Annotated in this window: 12 protein-coding genes; 6 read left to right on the top strand and 6 right to left on the bottom strand. The window is 67.9% G+C overall.

Going from position 1 to position 19,761, the window contains the following annotated elements:
- Positions 1–22 precede the first annotated feature (22 nt).
- The 5 genes from CVV76_RS22940 to CVV76_RS22920 form a co-directional block, all read right to left on the bottom strand.
- Positions 23–1,015, bottom strand: a complete 993-nt coding sequence (locus CVV76_RS22940; RefSeq protein WP_102227017.1) for a response regulator — start codon at positions 1,013–1,015, stop codon at positions 23–25.
- Positions 1,016–1,347: 332 nt separating this feature from the next.
- Entirely contained in the window at positions 1,348–1,728 is a 381-nt protein-coding gene (locus CVV76_RS22935) for a response regulator (protein WP_102227016.1), read from the bottom strand.
- Between the two features lie 61 nt (positions 1,729–1,789).
- Complete coding sequence (locus tag CVV76_RS22930) at positions 1,790–3,373, bottom strand: PAS domain-containing sensor histidine kinase (protein WP_102227015.1); 1,584 nt, start codon at positions 3,371–3,373, stop codon at positions 1,790–1,792.
- 140 nt (positions 3,374–3,513) lie between these two features.
- Complete coding sequence (locus CVV76_RS22925; RefSeq protein ID WP_102227014.1) at positions 3,514–7,299, bottom strand: ATP-binding protein; 3,786 nt, start codon at positions 7,297–7,299, stop codon at positions 3,514–3,516.
- Complete coding sequence (locus tag CVV76_RS22920; RefSeq protein WP_146010370.1) at positions 7,296–9,581, bottom strand: ATP-binding protein; 2,286 nt, start codon at positions 9,579–9,581, stop codon at positions 7,296–7,298. The genes CVV76_RS22925 and CVV76_RS22920 overlap by 4 nt, the downstream gene beginning before the upstream one ends.
- A gap of 426 nt (positions 9,582–10,007) precedes the next feature.
- On the opposite strand from CVV76_RS22920, the gene CVV76_RS22915 reads away from it, so the two are divergent.
- Positions 10,008–10,289: a FeoA family protein gene (locus CVV76_RS22915; protein ID WP_102227012.1), complete on the top strand. Its 282-nt coding sequence runs from the start codon at positions 10,008–10,010 to the stop codon at positions 10,287–10,289.
- Positions 10,290–10,298: 9 nt separating this feature from the next.
- Positions 10,299–12,176: a ferrous iron transporter B gene (gene feoB, locus CVV76_RS22910; protein WP_102227011.1), complete on the top strand. Its 1,878-nt coding sequence runs from the start codon at positions 10,299–10,301 to the stop codon at positions 12,174–12,176.
- A gap of 58 nt (positions 12,177–12,234) precedes the next feature.
- On the opposite strand, the gene CVV76_RS22905 is transcribed toward feoB, so the two are convergent.
- Complete coding sequence (locus CVV76_RS22905) at positions 12,235–12,693, bottom strand: DUF5333 domain-containing protein (protein ID WP_146010369.1); 459 nt, start codon at positions 12,691–12,693, stop codon at positions 12,235–12,237.
- A 340-nt stretch (positions 12,694–13,033) separates the two neighbouring features.
- On the opposite strand from CVV76_RS22905, the gene CVV76_RS22900 reads away from it, so the two are divergent.
- The 4 genes from CVV76_RS22900 to CVV76_RS22885 all read left to right on the top strand — a co-directional run bounded on the left by CVV76_RS22900 (position 13,034) and on the right by CVV76_RS22885 (position 19,540).
- Positions 13,034–14,329 carry an efflux RND transporter periplasmic adaptor subunit gene (locus CVV76_RS22900; protein ID WP_102227009.1) on the top strand — a complete coding sequence of 432 codons (1,296 nt, stop codon included), beginning with the start codon at positions 13,034–13,036 and terminating at the stop codon, positions 14,327–14,329.
- A gap of 1 nt (position 14,330) precedes the next feature.
- Positions 14,331–17,447 (top strand): efflux RND transporter permease subunit, encoded by a 3,117-nt coding sequence (locus tag CVV76_RS22895; RefSeq protein WP_102227008.1) that lies wholly within the window; start codon positions 14,331–14,333, stop codon positions 17,445–17,447.
- Positions 17,444–18,856 (top strand): efflux transporter outer membrane subunit, encoded by a 1,413-nt coding sequence (locus CVV76_RS22890; RefSeq protein WP_102227007.1) that lies wholly within the window; start codon positions 17,444–17,446, stop codon positions 18,854–18,856. Before CVV76_RS22895 ends, CVV76_RS22890 begins: the two co-directional genes overlap by 4 nt.
- Before the next feature lie 132 nt (positions 18,857–18,988).
- Positions 18,989–19,540, top strand: a complete 552-nt coding sequence (locus CVV76_RS22885) for a PAS domain-containing protein (RefSeq protein WP_102227006.1) — start codon at positions 18,989–18,991, stop codon at positions 19,538–19,540.
- Positions 19,541–19,761 lie beyond the last annotated feature (221 nt).

The following is a 19,761-nucleotide window of genomic DNA, read 5'->3' as shown; positions in this document are numbered from 1 at the left end:
TGCCCGTAGCCCCTGCCAGCCGTCAGCCGACAAGCATCTTGAGCCACGGCGCCTTGCCGTGCTGCGGCTTGCGCACCGACTTGCGACGCAGGCTATCCTCGATCCGCTCGATCGCCACGTAAAGCGCCTCGACCGCGGCCGAGCCAGAGCGCAGCATGCCCACGCGCACCGGCTCTCCGAAGTAGAGCCGCAGATCGAGCCGGGCGCCACTGCTGTCGGCCGGGTCCATCTCATAGAGTGCGATGTTGGCGAGATCCTCGAAATAGTCGCGGCTCTCGATCTCGCGGCCATGCACCGCGGCGACGAAGATGCCGCCGCCGGCATAGGCCACGAAGTGATCGCGGGTCGAGACCGCCGTCGCGACCGCCTCGGCCGCATCGGCGAGGGCATAGCGGAAATCCGACGCGTTCGTGCGGGCATAGAGCTTTTCGGCATCGGCCAGCTTGATCGCGAAGATATTGGTCGCGAAGAGACCACCGCGCGACAGCTGCAGCAGATAGTTCTCAAGGTTCACGAGGCCGATCACACCATCGACGCCCTCGATGTTGATCGGCTCGGCGAAGGACACCTTGCGCTGGTCCTCCAGAGCGGCGCGCAGGTCGGCCATGGCGTAGGAGGAGGTCTCGGCGCGCGAATGCTCCTTGACCAGGCGCTCGGCCATGCCGATCCGGGCCCCGAGTTCAAGCGCATCGAAGGGCTTGGTCACGTAATCGGTCGCGCCGGCGGCGAAGGCGGCGGTGACGTACTGACGTTCCGACATCGCGGTGACCATGATGATCGGGGTCGTGGCGTGGCCCGGCATCCGGCGGATCGCGCGGCACAGTTCGATCCCCGTGACCTCGGGCATCTGGATGTCGAGCAGGAAGAGCTCGAACGGCTCCGCGGAGGCGGCGATCTTTCGGCACGCTTCTTCTGCCGAAGTCGCAGTGGTGACATCCTCATGCCCATTGGCGCTCATCGCCTCGACCAGAACTTCGAGGATCAGTTCGTCATCATCGACAGCAAGAATTTTCATAGCCCGCCACACCTTTTCCTGTTCGGCCCCGGATTCACGTAAGGGTAGATTCGGGGCCACCTTCCCCTACGAGAATCACTGGGGAAAGCGGCAAGAATTTGGCGATGAATTGGTAATCATGGGGTCCGCCAATCCTTGGCCGTAGCGGCCGTCGGCGGGGTCTGTCGCCCGAAGGAGACGCGGGGCCCGGCAACGGCAGACACGCGATGCGGCCAGCCGCAAACACCCGGGCCCCGTCGCGCCGGACGCACGGGGGAAAACCGCGACACGCGCGGCGCCGGTCCTGCAAAATGCCCCCTGCCGCCCTGCGGCCGGGGCGGGCCGTCGATGGCCTAGCAGCGCCGCCAGATCGCGAGGATCTCGTCGGCCAGCGTCATCGGATCGAACGGTTTGGTGATCACGTCGCGCGCGCCGATCTGGCGCAGGCGCTCGACCTCGGATTGCTGCGCCTTGGCGGTCATGAAGATCGCCGGCGTCTCCGCGAACTGATCGAGCCGGCGCAGTGCAGCGAGTGTCTCGTCACCGCTCATGCCCGGCATCATCACGTCAAGAAGCAACAGATCCGGCGCCTCGGTCGCCGCACGTTCGAGCGCCTCGGCACCGGATGCACATTGCGCAACCTCAAGCCCGCCCACGATCTCAAGCGCCATGAGCGCGATCTCGCGAATGTCGGGGTCGTCCTCGACATGCAAGATCTTCGGTAAGTCCCCCATTTATAGTCCTCAATTCAGCCCCGTTTCAAACAGGCGGCGCTGCCCCGGATCAGGGGTATCGTCACGCCGCCCGGCTCAGTTCTTCCGTATTCTTCGGAAGGTCAATCTGGAAGGTCGTCCCCCGGCCGGGGGTGCTTACAAATCCGACACGCCCGCCGTGGCGTTCCACGATCGTCTTGACGATCGACAGGCCAAGGCCCGTGCCGGTGCGTTTCTTGTGTTCGGGCGTGTCGGCCTGGACGAAACGTTCGAACAGCCGGGCCTGCGCTTCAAGCGGAATACCGATGCCGTGGTCAGTCACGGTGATCCGGGCGATGGTGCCCATGTCGGCCAGGCCCACGTCGACCGCGCCCCCGGTTTCGGAAAACTTGGCCGCGTTCGACATCAGGTTGGTCAGCACCTGCATCAGCCGGTCGCGGTCGCCGGTCACGGGAAGTTGCTTGGGCGCGCCGGGCTCGGCCCGGAAACGGACGCCGAATTCCTGTGCATAGCCCATATTGTGGGCGATCGCGTCGTTGACCAGTTCCGACAGATCGACAGGGTCGCGGCGGATCTCGGTCTGTGCATTGTCGAGCTTCTCGAGGTCGAGCAGGTCGTTGATCAGCACGATCAGCCGGTCGACGTTACGCAGCGCGAGGTCGATCATCTGGCCCGGCTTCGGCGGGATCTCCCCCGTCGCGCCCGAGGCGACCAGCTTCATCGCCCCCTTGATCGAGGTCAGCGGCGCGCGCAGCTCATGCGTCACGGTCGCGACGAAGGCCGCGCGGGCGGCCTCGATCTCGCGGCGGCGGGTGATGTCGCGGACCACGGCGATGAACCGTCTCTCGCCCAGGATCGACGTCTCGAACTGCAGGTTGACCTCCACCGGGCGGCCGCAGATCAGGGTGTCGTAGATCAGTGCCTCGGTCTCGCCCGAGGCCATCGGCGCCAGCCGTTCCCGGAACTCGGCCTCATTGAAATCGAAGTCGGTATCGGCCAGCGGCCGGTCGAAGAACTCACCCTCGTTCCAGCCATAGCGCTGGCGCGCCCGCTTGTTGAGATAGCGCAGCCTCAGCGTGTCGGCCGAGAAGACGAAGACTTCGTCCTGCAACCGGTCGAACATGGCGCGCAGCGGCCCCTCTTCCTGGCGCAGCTTGCTTTCGGTGATGTCGGTGCGCACCGTGATCGCCTTGTGCAGCCGCCCCTTGCGGTCCAGCAGCGGCACGATCGTTGTCCGGGTCCAGAGGTAGCCGCCGCGGCGATGGTTGAGCTTGCTCTCGCCCGACCAGACCTGGCCGCGGCGCAGCACCTCTCCCACCGCGTCGGGGTTGTTGTCGCGCTCGGCCAGCAGCACCGAGCGGGCGGTCCGGCCCAGAAGCTCGGCCGCGTCGAAGCCGGTGGTGCGCAGAAGGTTGTCGTTGACGTAGGTGATGGCCCCCGCGGCATTCGAGATGCTTACCATCGAATGCATGTCTGAGGCGGTGCGCTGAAGCGCCAGCTCGTTTTCCTGCAGATCCAGCATCCGTCGCTGTCGACGAAGCTTCAGCAGTGCGCGGAGAAGAACGACCAGCAGCCCCCCCACAAGCAGCGTCACCGCCAGCCAGTTGCCGCCGGGAAGTTCGGGTCTCAAGAGCGCGTCGAGGAAATTCTCGCTGACATTATTCATCGTACTGTCCTCCGCAGGAGCGTGCCCGACCGGGTATGCGGTCGGTACATTCTCCCTCGTCGGGCGCCAACTTGCTGACGATGCGTGGCGACAATGCGGCCTTAACCAGAAAAATTTCCGATAAATCGTTCATGCGGCCGTCACCGCCATCCCGTCCCCGCGGCACCCGGGCGGCGCTGCCCCCCTTCGGCCCCGGCCTCACCTTCCCCGGCGGTCCTTGCCCCGCCCGGGTCGCCGCTTTCCGCCGCCCCTTCCGCCGCCCCGCCCGAGGCGCCTCCGCCCAGTGTTTCAAGGCAGATCGAGACGATTTCCTCGAACCGGGTGCGGGTCTTGATGATGGTGCAGGCGATGCGCGGATCCGAGTCGGCCTTGTCGGACGCGGTCAGCGCGATCATCGGAACCCCGGGCTGCAACCGGGCGACCGCGTCGATCAGCAGGGCGTCCGAGCCGTCGGCCTGGGCCGATTCCAGCAGTACGAGGTCATAGCGCCGCCGCGCGCGAAGCGCGTCGAGGCTGAAATGCCGGTCGGCGTGCACGATGTCCGCCTGCGCGCCGAACGACGCCGCGACGATCTCGGCGAAGTCGTGGTCGTCCTCGACATGCAGGATCAGCGGACGGCGGGGCGGCATGGCGGCAGGCCCCGCCGCCGGGCCATAGACCAGGCTCGGCCCCTGACCGCGGGCCGCGCCGCCCGTCTGCCCCGGCAGCGAAAGCGTCGACATCGCGGGATCGGTCACCCCGCCCCCCTCGGCCACAGCCGCCGGTCCGCCGTTCCCTGCGCCGCCGTTCTGACCCTCGGCATCGCCGGCGACCGGCAGCGTGAACCAGAAGACCGTCTCGCGCCCGGGGTCCGAGCGGAAACCGATCGTGCCGCCCATGCGCTCCACGATCTGCTTCGAGATGTTGAGGCCGAGGCCCGTTCCCCCCTTCTCGCGCGTGGCCGAGCTGTCGGCCTGGCTGAAGGGGCGGAAGATGCGTTCGTGAAACGCCGGGGGAATGCCGCTGCCATGGTCGGTGACCGAGACCCGCAGCGCCGCGCCGGTCCGGCCCAGCCGGACCTCGACGGACCCGTTGCGCTCGGAGAATTTCGAGGCGTTCGACAGGAGGTTCGCCATCACCTGCATGAACCGGTTCACGTCAAGCCGCCCACGCGGCAGGTCCGCCGGCGCGATCAGCCGCAGCCGCACGCCGAACTGGTCGGCATAGGGCTTGTTGTCGGCGATCGCCCGGGTGAGCAGCGCCTTCACATCTTCTTCGGTGAAGGCAAAGCGGATCTGCCCGGCGGCGACCTTCTCGAGGTCGAGGATGTCGTTGACCAGCGGGATCAGGCGGTCGCAGTTCTTCTGCGCGATCGTCAGAAGCCGCAGCACCCGCTCGGGCAGCTCTCCCGCCGGCGTGGTGTTCAGCACCAGGCTGATCGACCCGTTGATCGAGGTCAGCGGGGTGCGCAGCTCGTGGCTGACAGTCGAGACGAATTCGCTCTTGGCCTGATCGAGGCGGCGCTCCTCGGTCACGTCCATCTGCACGCCGATCAGCCGCAGCGCCCGACCCGAGGCGTCGCGCTCGGACGCCACGGCATGGGAGCGCATCCAGCGCCAGTCGCCCGTAGCCGTCTGCAGGCGGTAATCGCAGACCGAGGTCTCGCTCTCGCCGGCGATGCAGGCGCCGTCGGCGGCCTCCACGGCGGCGCGGTCGTCGGGGTGGATCCGGTCACGCCATTCCATCTGGGTCTCGATCGCGGCGTCGCGGTCGAACCCCATCAGGTCGCGCCAGGTGTCGGAGACGATGGATTCCCCGGTCACGAGGTCGACATCGAAGACGCCGATCTCCGCCCCCTTCAGCGCCACGTCGAGGCGGTGCTGGGTGTCGCGCAGCTGGGCCTCGATCCGCAGCCGCTCGGCCACGTTGCGCATCACCACGGTATAGCGGCGCTGGCGCTCCTCGGTGAGCCAGGGCCGGATCTGGATGTCCAGCGCCAGCCGCGCGCCGCTGCGCGCGGTCATGTGGACGATGCCGCGGAAGCCGGTGACATCGTGCGGATCGTCGGAGCGGGTGAAGTATTCCGCCGTTTCCCCGGCCAGCAGATCGGTCAGCTTCATCCCCGCAAGGTCTTCGCGGTGATAGCCGAACAGCCGCCCGATCGCGTCGTTCGCGGTCAGGATCCGCCCGCCGTCATCCAGCAGCGCGATCATCACCAGCGCAGTGTCGAGGATCGACCGGTTCTCCGTCTCGCGCTGCGCGATCTCGCGCGTCTTGCGCGCCACCGTCTCGCGGATCAGCTCCTCCCGGCGGGCGGTGGACAGCAGGAACGTCGCCAGAAGCAGGGTGAAGGCCAGCCCAGCGATCAGCACCAGCGCCGGGCTCAGCCTGTGCAGCCCGCGCTCATATTCCGGGGTCGAGCCCCAGCTGACGGTCCAGACCCGGCCCTGCAGCGGCACGCGCCAGCTGACGCGGTAGGCATGCCCCGCCATCGCGCCGGTCTCCCCCACGGCGGAACTGTAGAAGGGCCTGTGGGACAGGGGCGCGGGGTCGGTCGTCACCTCCCCGCCATCCACGCTTGCGCCCGCGTCGGCAAGCGGCCCGTCGTCTGCCAGCGTCAGCACCATGCCGCGCGTCAACCCCTCGGCGAGGCCGCGCGCTGTGAAGGTCAGGAAGGTGTACCCGACAAGCGCCCCCTCACGGTCGGCAGCGGTAAGGAGCGGCACCCCCGGCGCATAGACCGGATGCAGCAGCACGAACCCCGGCCCCAGCCCAAGCCGGGCCTCCCCGTCGGCGGGCAGGCGGGCGCTGAGTATGGTGTCGCCGCTCCTGCCTGCCCGCGCGGCGGCCTGTGCCACCGCTGGCAGCGCCGCGAAATCCATGCCCGCCAGTTCGGGGCGTTCGCTCTCCGGTGCAACCAGCCGGATCAGCGCGCGCGGACCGGGCGCCACGGGCTCGGCCGGGAACGGCCCGTAGGCGGGATCGCCCTGGTCGTGCACCTCGTCGAGATATTCTTGCATGCGCCCGGGCGGCACGAGCCGCGCGAACCCCATGGTCGCGACCCCCGGCAGGTGGCCCCGGCTGCGCAGCACGCCGATGAAGCGGCGCCAGTCGCCGTCGGTCACCTGGTCCGAGGCCCGCATCAGCGCGGTCGCTGCCTCGAGGCCGAACTCATAGGTCCCCAGCCGACCGCGCAGCGCCGCAAGCCCGTCATCGGCCAGCGCCGCGAACTGCTGACGGTTGTGTCGCGCCAGAAGCTCATTCGCCAGCGTCCAGCTTCCCCCCGACAGCGCCAGCGACAGCACCACGTAGAACAGCGCGCGGGGGCTGAACTGCGGCAGCGCCGCGCCGCGCCAGAAGATCAGGCTGCGCCCCCGCCACGGGTGAAGCAGCGCGAGAGGCACGAAGATGTAGACGCTTGCGACCCCGGCAAGCCAGCCGATCAGCAAGGTCGCCAGCATGTCGAAATTCGGTTGCAGATGGTCGATCAGCCCGGCGACATAGGCCGCCAGCAAAAGCGCGACCGCGACCACCGGCCCGGACAGGAGCAGCAGCACCGCGATCTCGCGGCGACGGTGCAACCGGATCGGCAGGCCGAACCGCGCCCGGACCAGCCGCGCCCCCAACTCGGACTGGATCGCGGCGATCGCCGCGACGATCAGGTCGCCCTGCACCACCATCATCTCGGCGCCATTGGGGTGGTTTGTGGTGCCATGCACCAGCGCCTGCGCCACGAACACCCCGAAGAAGGTGGGGATCCACGCCCCCGCCCCGCCCAGAAGCGCCGCCGCCAGCGCCGGGCCGGTGCCCAGGAACACCGCCCAGGACACGACGACGGGCAGCGCCACGGCGGGCCGCATCCAGATCTCGAACCCGGCGGCCGCGACGTAGTAGAGAAACAGCAAGGACCAGCGAAGCCGCGCGGCTCCGGCAAACCACGACGTCATGCGGCCGACCGTGCCGCGGTGCTGCCGGCCTTTGCGGGGATCGTGAAGGTGAAGGTGCTGCCCTCGCCCGGGACGGAACACAGCGTCACCTTGCCGCCATGCAGTTCGACGATGCGGCGCACGATGGCAAGCCCGAGGCCCGTGCCCCCTGCCCGGCGGGTCGACGAGCTGTCGGCCTGCTGGAATTCGCGAAACACCCGCTCGGTCATCTCGGCCGGAATGCCACAGCCGGTATCGACCACCGAGATCGTGACCATGCCGTCACGCGTCTTCGCCGACAGGGTGATCCCGCCGGCGTCGGTGAACTTGATCGCGTTGCCGACCAGGTTGATCAGAACCTGCCGCAGGCGCACCGGGTCGGCATAGACCTCATCCCCGCCCACCAGGGACGCCAGGGCCAGGCCCTTGCTCTCGGCCTGCGAGCGGAACTGTTCGATGACGTCGTCGACGATCAGCGCGAGCGGCAGCGACTCCCGCTCCATCTCCATCTTGCCGGCCTCGATCTTGGAAAAGTCGAGCAGGTCGTTGATCAGCAGCAGCAGATGGTTGCCCGACGTCTCGATCTTCGCCGCGCGCTGGGTGACCTCGGCGATGTAATCCTCGAGCATCTGGGGCGGGATCGGCGCGTCCGTCTGCCCGTCGGGCCCCAGACGCCGCAGCACGGGAGAGATCCGCCGATCCGACAGGAACCGCGCGAAGCCCAGGATCACGGTTAAGGGCGTGCGCAGCTCATGGCTCAGCACGCTGAGGAAATCCGCCTTCACGCGATTGGCTTCCTCGGCGACGTCCTTGGCCCGCTTGAGCTCGGTGATGTCGACGCGGAACCCCACGGTCCAGCCGTCGTCGGTGCGCCGCTCCGAGATCCTCAGCCAGCGGCCATCCGCCAGCTTCTGCTCGATGCGGCTGTCGGCATGGCGATGGGCGATCATGCGCCGGGCGATCCAGGCCTCCTCCTGCCCCACGGCATCGGCATACTGGCCCCGGCGCACCCCCTCGCGGATCATCTCCTCGAAGGTGACGCCGGGACGGATCAGGTCGTTCGAGATCGAATAGAACTCGTGGTACTTCTGGTTGCACATCACCAGCCGGTCCTCGGCGTCGTACAATGCGAAACCGTCGTCGATCGCCCCGATGGCGCGGGCCAGATGCTCGCGCGCGCTGCGGTGGCGGCGCCACAGGTGCTGTATCACCGCCGCGGCGATCAGCGCGCCCAGTGCCAGCGCGATCAGCGCGGCCCGGACCTGCATCGCGTCGGGCGCATGCGTCGCCCAGCCGCCGCGCGGGATCGCGGCAAGCTCCCAGCTGCCATGCGGCAGACCGATCTTCTGCACCAGCGGATGGTCTGCGAAGACCTCGGGCGGGCCCCAGAACACCGCCCCGCCCGTGCCACTTCCGTCGGGGCCGCGCAGCGCGTACTCGATGCCACTTTCGGGCGACGATGCCGCGGCAAGCCCGGTCCGGCGGTAGAAATCCTGGGCATCGATCACCAGCGACAGGATACCCCAGAACCGCGTCCCGCGGGTGGCGTCGCCACCGCCCGAACGCCCGGCCCCGCCCTTAACCCCGCCGGAATCGGCATCCGGCGCGTTCAGGAAGACCGGCAGGCGGACGATGAAAGCGGACTCGCCGTTCTGCACCAGCTTCACCGGCCCGGCGATGATCGTCCGCCCCAGGCGCCGCGCGGCATCCACCGCCGCGAACTGGTCGGGCGTATTGCGGTAATCCAGCCCCAGCACCCCGGCATTCCCCGCCGGCGGATAGACATAGCGCACCACAAGATCGGGCGCGGCGGCGATGTTGACGATCTCGGGGTTGTCGCGGATCAGGAAGCGCGCGATCGAGGCAAAGCGCTGCTGCGGCATCGCCGGATCGGCCTCGATCGCCGCCTCCAGCCCGCGCAGCATCAGCGAAAGCCCGGTCAGCCGCCCCTCGATACGGGCACGCTCGGCATCCATGCGCGAGGCGACCTCGGCCCGCTCGTCGGCGACGTACCCGGCGTTGCGCAAGGCGTCGAGATGCCAGACAAGAAACCCCGAGACCAGGGCAAGCGGCACGAGCACGAGGCCATAAGCCCGCAGCGCCGCCCACAGGCCGAACTTGCGCGACCAGGATTTCGCCGAGACCTTTGCGGCTGACCCAGAGGACGACCGGGAGGATGCAGGCGCCTTGGCGCGCCCGGACGGCCCGCCGCCCCGCGTCCTGACGCCGCCGGCCTCCGGGCTCCGCGTTTCCGCGCCCGGTTCGCCAGTGCCCAGTTCGCCTGCGCTTCTCTCAGCCGTCACATTGCCCGTGCCCGGCACCCGCAACCGGGCACCTGTATCATCCGCGGATCCGCACCCGCCCGCCGCCTGTCGCCTCGCCCCGTCAGGCGCGGACACCTCTGACGGGCCAACCTGCGCTTGCGGGACAAAACCTGATACCAACGGACCGTGCAGAAAGTCCGCAAACCTGCACCTGAAAGTTGCTTATCACTTTTCCTTCGGAGAGGGAATCATCCTTGACACTTCGCCCAAGTAGACCCCGGCGCGTTGCCCGGGAAGCACGGCGTTCCCCCCCTCCGGTCTTCGCCGCCCGAGCGCCCCATTCGGGAAAGATCCGGTTACACAATGTTGACTAGAAAAGTCGGTTTTCAGTTGCCAAGTATCACTGCAGGTGATGTAACCACATCAGGCCGCGCCAGGCGCCGGCCTTCAGGACGGAGCAGGCAGATGAAGATCGACCGCACCCAGGAAACGACAGGAAGCTTTCCGCTTGGAAAGGCTTCCAAGGGCTACTGCGGCTGCATCGACCGGATCTCCCCCTGCGAGGATTGCCCCGGCCTTCCCGCCGCCGAGATCGAGCGCCGCCTGATCGAACTGGGCTTTGTCGAGGGCGCCCAAGTCACCATCCTGCACGAGGGGCTGTTCGGACGCGATCCGATCGCCGTGCGCCTGAACGGGTCGACCGTGGCGCTGCGCCGCCGCGAGGCGATGGCCATCCTGACCCGCTGATATCGCATCATGCCTGACGGATCCCAACAGCCGTTGCGCCGGCTGGCGCTGGTCGGCGTTCCGAACTGCGGCAAGACCGCGCTCTTCAACGCGCTGACAGGCTCGCGCCAGAAGGTCGGCAACTATTCCGGCGTCACGGTCGAACGCAAGGCCGGCAGCGCGCGCACCCCCTCAGGCTATCCGCTCGACGTGGTCGACCTGCCCGGCACCTATTCCCTGCGCGCCCGTTCGCCCGACGAGGAGGTGACGCGCGACGTCGTCCTCGGGCGCCGCCCGGATGAGCCCCTGCCCGACCTTCTGCTGGCCGTGGCCGACGCGACCAACCTGCGTTCGGCGCTGCGGCTGGTGATCGAGCTGAAACGGACCGGGCGACCGATCGTCCTTGTCCTCAACATGATCGACATCGCCCGCCACCGCGGCATCGGCATCGACACCGCCGTACTGCAGGAGGCACTGGGGATCCCGGTGCTAACCGCCACCGCCGTGCGCCGCGCGGGCATGGAAGACCTCTGGGCTCGGCTCGAGGCGCTGGCGGCTTCCGGCGTGCCGGTCCCCACCGAGAACCTGTGGTCGGAGCCCGGCGCGCTCGACCTGCGCGCGATCCAGAAGCAGGCCGACGCGATGATCGCCCGGGCGGTCACGCAACCGCCGACGGCCAACGACCTGAGCGCGAAGATCGACGCGGTGCTGCTGCACCCGGTGGCCGGGCTGGTGATCCTGCTCGCGCTGCTGTTCGTGATGTTCCAGGCGGTCTTTACCTGGGCCACCCCGGCGATGGATGCGATCTCGGCCGGGTTCGACGCGCTCGGCGCCTTCGTGCACGCGACCGTGCCGCCGGGTCTGGTGGAATCCTTCCTCCAGAACGGGGTGATCGCGGGGGTGGGCTCGGTTCTGGTGTTCCTGCCGCAGATCCTGATCCTGTTCCTGTTCATCCTGCTTCTGGAAGACCTGGGCTACATGGCCCGCGCGGCCTTCCTGATGGACAGGATCATGGGCGGCGCGGGGCTGCACGGGCGGGCGTTCATCCCGCTGTTGTCGTCATTTGCCTGCGCCATTCCGGGGATCATGGCGGCGCGCGTGATCGACAGCCGCCGCGACCGGCTGGCGACGATGCTGGTCGCGCCGCTGATGACCTGCTCGGCGCGGATCCCGGTCTACACGCTGATCATCTCGGCCTTCATCCCGCACAAGTCGGTGCTGGGGATCTTCAGCCTTCAGGGCCTCGTGATGTTCGGGCTCTATGCCATGGGGATCTTCTCGGCGCTGGCGGTGTCCTTCGTCGCCAAGTTCCTGTTCTGGCGCCGCGCCCCCTCTCCGCCGTTCATGCTGGAGCTGCCGGATTACAAGATGCCCCGGATCAAGAGCGTGGCGATCGGGCTGTGGACGCGGGCGCGGATCTTCGTCAAGCGCGCGGGCACCACGATCTTCTTCGCCACCGTGGCGATCTGGGTGCTGGCCACCTTCCCCGGCCCGCCCGCCGGCGCGACGGAACCCGCGATCACCTACAGCTTCGCCGCGATGATCGGCAACCTGATCCACCCGATCCTGGCCCCCGTGGGGTTCAACTGGGAAATCTCGGTGGCCCTCGTCCCCGGCATGGCCGCGCGCGAAGTGGCGGTGGCCAGCCTCGGCACGGTCTACGCCATCTCGGGCGGGGGCGACGTGCAGATCGGCCACGTGCTGGCCCAGCAATGGAGCCTTGCGACCGCACTGTCGCTGCTGGCGTGGTACATTTTCGCGCCGCAATGCATCTCGACGCTGGCGGTGATCAAGCGCGAGGCAGGCGGCGCGCGCTGGATGTGGCTGACCTTCGGCTACATGTTCGTGCTGGCCTACATGGCGTCTTTCCTGACCTACAACATCGCCGTGGCCCTGGGCGCGGGCTGAGCCATCGCCCCGCCTGACAGGCGGGGGCCGCACCACGGCCCCTGCCCTTGCACAGGCCTCAGTCGCTCAGCAGCGATCCGGCCAGCGTGCCCGAGGCGATCTCGGCCTTGCCGACCTTGCAGTAGCTCTGCGCATCGCCCGGGGTGACGCCCTTGGCGGCCAGCGCCTTGTCGGCCCGGGCATGGATCTCGGCCTTGGCCGCGGGGTCCTTGAGGAACGCCTTGATCTGATCGCCGCTGTAGCCCTGCTGAAGCGCGTAGGATTTCAGCTGCTCCGCCTTGAAGAAGGCGGTGATGGTGCGCCCGGAGATCGAGGGGCACTGATGGCGGATGACATCGGCGATGCGTGCCTGGGTCAGCGATTCCATGACATGCGCGTTCTTGGTCAGCGGCACGGTGGGCGCGGTCTGCGCCACGGCCTGCTGACCGGCGAAGAGACCTGCCGAAAGAAGCGCCGCCAGCACTGGCACCGCGAGAGCGGCCCGCCGCGCGGGATGGAGAGGTTTCGCAATCGTCATCTGATCCTCGCTTCCTGGCCTGCCGTTTCCGGTCTGCCGTTCCTGATCTGCCGTTTCCGGTCTGCGGTCGAGCACCGTCCGGGCATAGGGCCGGATATAGGGGCGCGTCGGCACGGTTTCATCTTGCGCAGTCCGGGGACGGCAGGATCCCGCGTTCCGTCGCACCGGACCGCACATCAGTGCCGAAACGCGCCCGCCGACGCTGGTGGAGCCCGCACGATTTCGTGATAACGCGTTTTGTGAAATAATTTTTCGACGGATGGCACGCGGCCGTGCGTAAGCCAGAGACTGCGCAAGTCAGGACACGGGCCCCCAGGCCCCAAGAACGGATGGACAGCGAATGACCAGGGGACAGGTGACCGGAGGACAGGTGACCGGAGCAAGGACGATACGGCGGGCGGGATGCCTCGCCTGCGCCGCCGCGATCGCGGTCGCCACGGGACAGGCCGCGATCGCCCAGCGTGCGGGCGGCAAGGCCACCGGACCGACCTCGGTCGGGGTGGTGACGCTGTCGGATGGTCAGGTCCCCTATCAGGTGACGCTGCCGGGCCGGGCCGTGGCCTACGAGCAGGTCGACATCCGCCCTCGGGTCGAGGGCGTGGTGGAGGAGATCCCCTACAAGCCCGGACACAAGGTGGCGAAGGGCGATGTGCTCTTCCGCATCAACCGCGACGACTACCAGGCCACGGACGATGCCGCAAAGGCCTCGGTCGCACAGGCCGAGGCCTCGCTGAAGGCCGCGCAACTGACGCTCGACCGCTACAAGTCGCTGGAGAACAAGGGCATCACGGCCGAGCAGGTCTCCACCGCGCAGGTCGCCGTGGCCGAGGCAAAGGCCACGCTGCTGTCGGCCAAGGCCAGCCTCGACACCGCGGACCTGAACCTTGACCGCACGGTGATCCGCTCTCCCATCACCGGCATTCCCGACGTGGCCAGTGTCTCGGTCGGGGCGCTGGTGACGGCGAACCAGACCACGGCACTGACCACGGTGACGCGCCTCGACCCGGTCTATGTCGACGTCGAGGAATCGATCCAGCGCATCAACCAGGTCCGCGACGAGATCGCGGCCGGCCGGCTGAAGGCGGGCGACACGCTGGACGTCAGCCTGAAATTCGACAGCGGCCCCGATTACAAGGGCAAGGGCACGCTCGTCTCTCCCGGGGCCACGGTCTCCACCTCGACCGGCACCACCACCTTCCGGTTCCAGTTCGACAACCCCGACCGGCGCATCCTGCCCGGCATGTTCGTGCGGGTTGACGTAACGCTGGGCACCGTCAACGCGATCCTGGTGCCTCAGGGGCCCACCTCGCGCGACGGCAACGGCGACCTGACCGCCTTCATCGACAAGAACGGCGAGGCCAGCCAGGTGAAGCTGACCACCAGCGGCACCTACCAGAACAGCTGGATCGTGACCGGCGGGGTGAAGGCTGGCGACAAGCTGATCGTCGACGGGCTGACCAACCTGCGCGACAAGGAAAAGATCAAGACCGTGCCGGTGACGATCTCCAAGGACGGCGTGGTGACCGAGGTCAAGGACGCCGCGGGCAGCACCGGTGACAGTACGGACGCCAGTACGGACGCCAGCACCAAGGACGGCGCCGACGCGACGTCCACGACCCAGAAGACCGGGAACTGACATGGGCACGTTCTTCATCGGCCGCCCGGTCTTCGCCTGGGTCCTCGCCATCATGACGGTGCTTGCCGGCGCGGCGGCGATCCAGCTTCTGCCGGTCACGCAATACCCGTCGATCGCGCCGACCGAGATCCACATCTCCGCCACCTACTCCGGCGCCTCGGCCCAGACCGTGGAAAACTCGGTCACCCGGGTGATCGAGGACGGGCTGACCGGCCTCGACGGCATGATCTACATGGAAAGCAGCTCCACCCAGGGCTCGTCCAAGATCACCGTGACCTTCGACAACTCAGTCGATCCGGTCACCGCGCAAAGCGATGTGCAGACCCAGGTCAGCCAGGTCGAGCGACAGCTGCCCTCGTCTGTGCAGACCGCGGGTGTCTCTGTGCGGCGGCAATCCTCGTCGATCCTGATGGTCGGCTCGCTGATCTCGACCGACGGGAAATACACCACGGCAGAGCTTGGCAACATCCTGACCAACGTCGTGGAAAGCCCGATCGAGCGGGTCTCGGGCGTCGGCGGGGTGCATATCTTCGGGTCGGGCTACGCGATGCGGATCTGGCTCAACCCGATGTCGCTGGCGCGCTATCAGCTTACCCCCAACGACGTGGTCGACGCCGTCTCGGCGCAGAACACCAACGTCTCGGTCGGCTCGCTCGGGGCGCAGCCCACGACCGAGGGCCAGCAGTTCACCGCGACCATCACCGCGCAGAGCCAGCTGACCACGGTCGACGAGTTCAAGAACATCCTGCTCAAGACCACCAGCGACGGCGCCACGGTGCGGCTGGGCGACGTCGCCCGCGTCGAGATCGGGCAGGAAAGCTATGGCGGCGGCTCGCGCTTTTCCGGCGAGCCGGCGGCGGGCTTCGGCGTGCAGCTGGAAACCGGCGCCAACGCGATCACCACCTCGAAGGCAGTTCAGGCCGAGCTCGACAAGCTGTCGGGCGCGCTGCCTGCGGGGACCGAATTCAAGATCGCCTACGACACCTCTCCCTTCGTTGAGCTCTCGATCCAGCAGGTCTACCACACCCTGATCGAGGCGGCGGTGCTGGTCTGCCTCGTGCTGCTCGCGTTTCTGCACACCTGGCGCGCGACGCTGGTGCCGCTGATCGCGGTGCCGGTGGTCCTCATGGGGACCTTCGCGGTGCTCTACCTCGCCGATTACTCGATCAACACGCTGACCATGTTCGCCATGGTGCTGGCGATCGGCCTGCTGGTCGACGACGCCATCGTCGTGGTCGAGAACGTCGAGCGCCTGATGCATGAAGAGGGCCTCGGCCCGTTCGAGGCGACGCGCAAGTCGATGGGACAGATCACCTCGGCGCTCTTGGGCATCAACGTGGTGCTGTCGGCGGTGTTCCTGCCGATGGCGTTCTTCGGTGGCGCGACGGGGGTGATCTACCGCCAGTTCTCGATCACCATCGTCACCGCGATGACGCTGTCTCTGGCGGTCGCGGTGATCCTGTCGCCGGCGCTCTGCGCGCGCCTCCTGAAACCCCAACACGGAGAGCCCCGGTTCGCCCCCGCGCGCTGGTTCAACCACGGCCTCGCGCGGGTCACCGGCTTCTACACCGGTACCGCGCGCGGACTGTCGCGGCGGCTCATCCTGTTGCCGGTGATCTTCGCCCTGATCATCGGCGGCGCCTGGATGATCTACGGCCGGATGACCTCGTCCTTCCTGCCCACCGAGGACCAGGGCACGCTGATGACCATCGTCACCCTGCCCGAGGGGGCGACCACGCAGCAGACCCTCGACGTCGTGAAGAAGGTCGAGAATTTCTACCTGACCAAGGAAAAGGACGCGGTCACCTCGACCTTCGCCGCGCTCGGCTTCGGCTTCGGCGGCACCGGGCAGAACCACGCGATGCTGTTCGTGAAGCTCAAGGATTTCTCGGAACGCGAGGGACACGCCGACCTGGCCGCCGGGGCGCTGGCGCAGAAGGCCAACGCCTATTTCCGCTCGATCCGCGCGGGACAGGTCTTCGCGACCCAGCCCCCCGCGATCCACGGCATCGGCAACACCGGCGGCTTCTCGATGTACCTTGTCGACCAGAGCGGCAAGGGATCGGTCGCGTTGCAGGCAGCGGCCAAGCAGTTGCAGGAAGACGCGGCCGACGACCCGATCCTGTCGTCGGTGCGCGCGGATTCGACCGAGGACCAGGCTGCCCTCAAGATCAGCATCGACCAGCAGAAGGCCGAAAGCTTCGGCCTGACGCTGAGCGACATCAACTCCATGCTCTCGGTGATCTTCGCGGGCGACGACGTGAACGACTTCCTGCTCGGCACCCAGCTTCTGCCGGTCTATGTGCAGGGCGAGGCCGCCAACCGGATGCAGCCCAAGGACATACAGGACTGGTACGCGCGCAACTCGGACGGCGAGATGGTGCCGTTCTCCGCCTTCGTCACCACGTCTTGGAGCCCGGTGCCCCCGACGCTGGAACGCTATGACGCGACCTCGGCGGTGCAGATCTCGGGCTCGCCCGGCACGGGCTATTCCTCGGGCGAGGCGATGGACGAGATGACCAAGCTGGTCGACGCCATGCCCGGCGGCTACGGCACCGCCTGGACCGGGATCAGCTACCAGGAACGCCAGTCCGGATCGCAGGCGCCGTTGCTCTACGCGCTTTCGGTGCTGGTCGTGTTCCTTGCCCTCGCCGCGCTCTACGAGAGCTGGTCGATCCCCTTCGCGGTGATGCTGGCGGTGCCGGTGGGCATGCTGGGCGCGGTGGCGGCGGCCTATTTCCTCGGCCAGTCGAACGACGTCTACTTCAAGGTGGGCGTGCTGACGACGATCGGCCTCGCCGCGCGCAACGCCATCCTGATCGTCGAATTCGCCGAGCAACTGCGCAAGCAGGGCCGCGAGACGCTTGAGGCCGCGATCGAGGCGGCGGGCCTGCGGCTCAGGCCGATCCTGATGACCTCCTTCGCCTTCATGCTGGGCGTGCTGCCGCTGGCCACCTCGTCCGGCGCGGGCGCGGCAGCGCAGAATTCCATCGGCATCGGCGTGCTGGGCGGGATGATCGCCTCGACGGTGATCGGCATCTTCCTCGTCCCTGCCTTCTATGTTCTCATCCGCAAGCTGACCACGGTCAGGTTCAGGCGCAAACCGGAGACACCATGACGCTGACCCGCCCCCTCGCCCTTCTGACCGCCCTTTCCGTGGCGGGCTGCGCCGCGGGACCGGATTACAAGGCGCCCTCGATCGCCCTGCCCGCCGCCTATGTCCAGGGCGGCAAGGGATCGGCCGGCGACGTCGGCACCCAGGCCTGGTGGCGTGACTACCGCGACCCGGTGCTGAACACGCTGGTAGCCCGCGGCCTGACGCAGAACCTGTCGATCCAGACCGCGATCGAACGCGTCGCCGAGGCTCAGGCCACCTTGCGGACCACCGGTGCCGCCGCCCTGATCAGCGGCAGCGCCTCGGCCTCGGAGACCCGCGCCAAAAGCTCGACCGGCGTGACCGGCACAACGAAAAGCGCGGGCTTCAGCCCCTCGCTGGTGATCGACCTCTTCGGCGGCGAGGCCCGCACCCGCGAACAGGCGCTGGCCCAGCTGCAGGCCTATCAACTCGACGTCGGCGAGGCCCGGCTGACCTTCCTGTCGTCGCTGGTGTCGAACTACATCGACGCGCGCTACTATCAGAACGCCATCGCCATCACGAGGGCGACGATCAAGTCGCGCGAGGAAACCCTGCGTATCACCCGTGCCCAGCTCAACGCCGGTACCGGGACCGAACTTGACGTGGCTCAGGCCGAGGCCGCGCTCGCGCAAAGCCGGGCCTCACTGCCGTCGCTGGTGACGGGCTATTACGGCGCCGTCTACGCCATGGCCACGCTGCTGGCCGAACCGGCGGGGCCGCTGGTCAAGACCATGAACCGCGGCGCGAGCCAGCCCTCCCCCCGGGCCAACACCTCGGCCGGGGTGCCCGCAGACCTTCTGCGCAACCGCCCCGACGTGCGCGCAGACGAACGCAGCTATGCCGCCGCCGTCGCCGCGATCGGCATCGCCGAGGCCGACCGCCTGCCATCGCTCACCCTGTCGGGGACGATCACCACCTCGACCAACCCGACCTGGAGCTTCGGCGCCTCGCTGCTTGCCCCGATCCTCAGCCAGCCGGCGCTGGCCGCCGCCGCCGACGCCAAGATCAGCGCCGCCAAGCAGGCCGAGCTGACGTGGAAGTCCGGCGTCCTGAGCGCGGTCCAGGACGTGCAGTCGGCCGAGACCTCCTACATCCAGTCGCGCGCCTCGGTCTCGACCGCGCGCGACGCGGTGAAGGCCTACGAACGGGTGGTCGCGCTGTCGCGCCAGACCTACCAGGCCGGGACGACGACGCTGATCGACCTGCTGACCAACGAGCGCTCCCTGTCCAGCGCGCAGCTCACCCTGGCCTCGTCGCAACAATCGCTGGCAGCCGACTGGGCGACGCTGCAGATCGCCGTGGGCCGCGGCTGGCGGCTCGGGCCGCTCGCCCCCGCCACGGCCCCCTCCGGCACCCCGTCCGGCACTCAGGCCGAGGCTACGGCCAACTGAGGGCGGAACCGGCCCGATCCCCCACACGCCAAGGGCGATCGGGCCGCACCGGTACGCCGCTTCTTGCGCATTGCACTGGCGTAGGCCGCAGGATGGACCTATCTTCACTCGCTGTGCCCTCAAGGAGAACCTATGCCGGTCTCGAAGAACTTCGCCCTGCCCGACACGCTGATTGAGTACTGCGAACACTCCTCAATCGCCCTGACCGTCGCGGACGCGATGCGCGAGGATCAGCCGCTGGTCCTGGCCAACGACACCTTCCTGCGGCTGGTCGGCTACGGTGCAGACGAGGTGCTGGAACGCAACTGCCGCTTTCTCCAGGGCCCCGACACCGGCGAGGACGAGCGCGCCAAGGTCAGCGCCTTCATCCACGACGACACGATCGAGGCGCAGCGCTTCCGCATCGTGAACCACCGCAAGGACGGTACGTCGTTCGACAACTTTCTCTTCATGTCACGACTGCGTGACGAGCTGGGCGAAACCCGGCTGTTCCTGGGCGCGCAATTCGACCTGACCAAGGCGCAGCGGCGCAGCACGGTCGTGCATTACAACGACGATCTTGAAAAAAATGTAAGCGATATCAACGCAGTATCGAAAGGCTTCGGCATGGCGATGATCGACTCGGCGGGCGTCATCTCGCGCAGCATCTCGATGCTGGCGACTATGGCGTTTCGACAGAGCTGACCGGGAAATCCACATAGCTATGTCACAGTACATTGCGCCGTCCGTAGCTCCCTATAGAACCGGACCGGGGGGCGATCCGCTGGGGTCTGCCCTCCCTCCTCACAGGCGCGCGCGCGCAGCTCATCGGGACAGGACATGACGGCAGGCTCGGGGGCGGCAGAAGGTCCGCTCTACATCGTGGGTATTGGGGCGTCTGCCGGGGGTCTTGAGGCGATCCGCGA

The organism is Acidimangrovimonas sediminis, assembly GCF_002871005.1.
Classification (GTDB): Bacteria; Pseudomonadota; Alphaproteobacteria; order Rhodobacterales; family Rhodobacteraceae; genus Acidimangrovimonas; species Acidimangrovimonas sediminis.
Note: the sequence above shows the minus strand (reverse complement) of the source record. Positions and strands in the feature narration are given on the sequence as shown.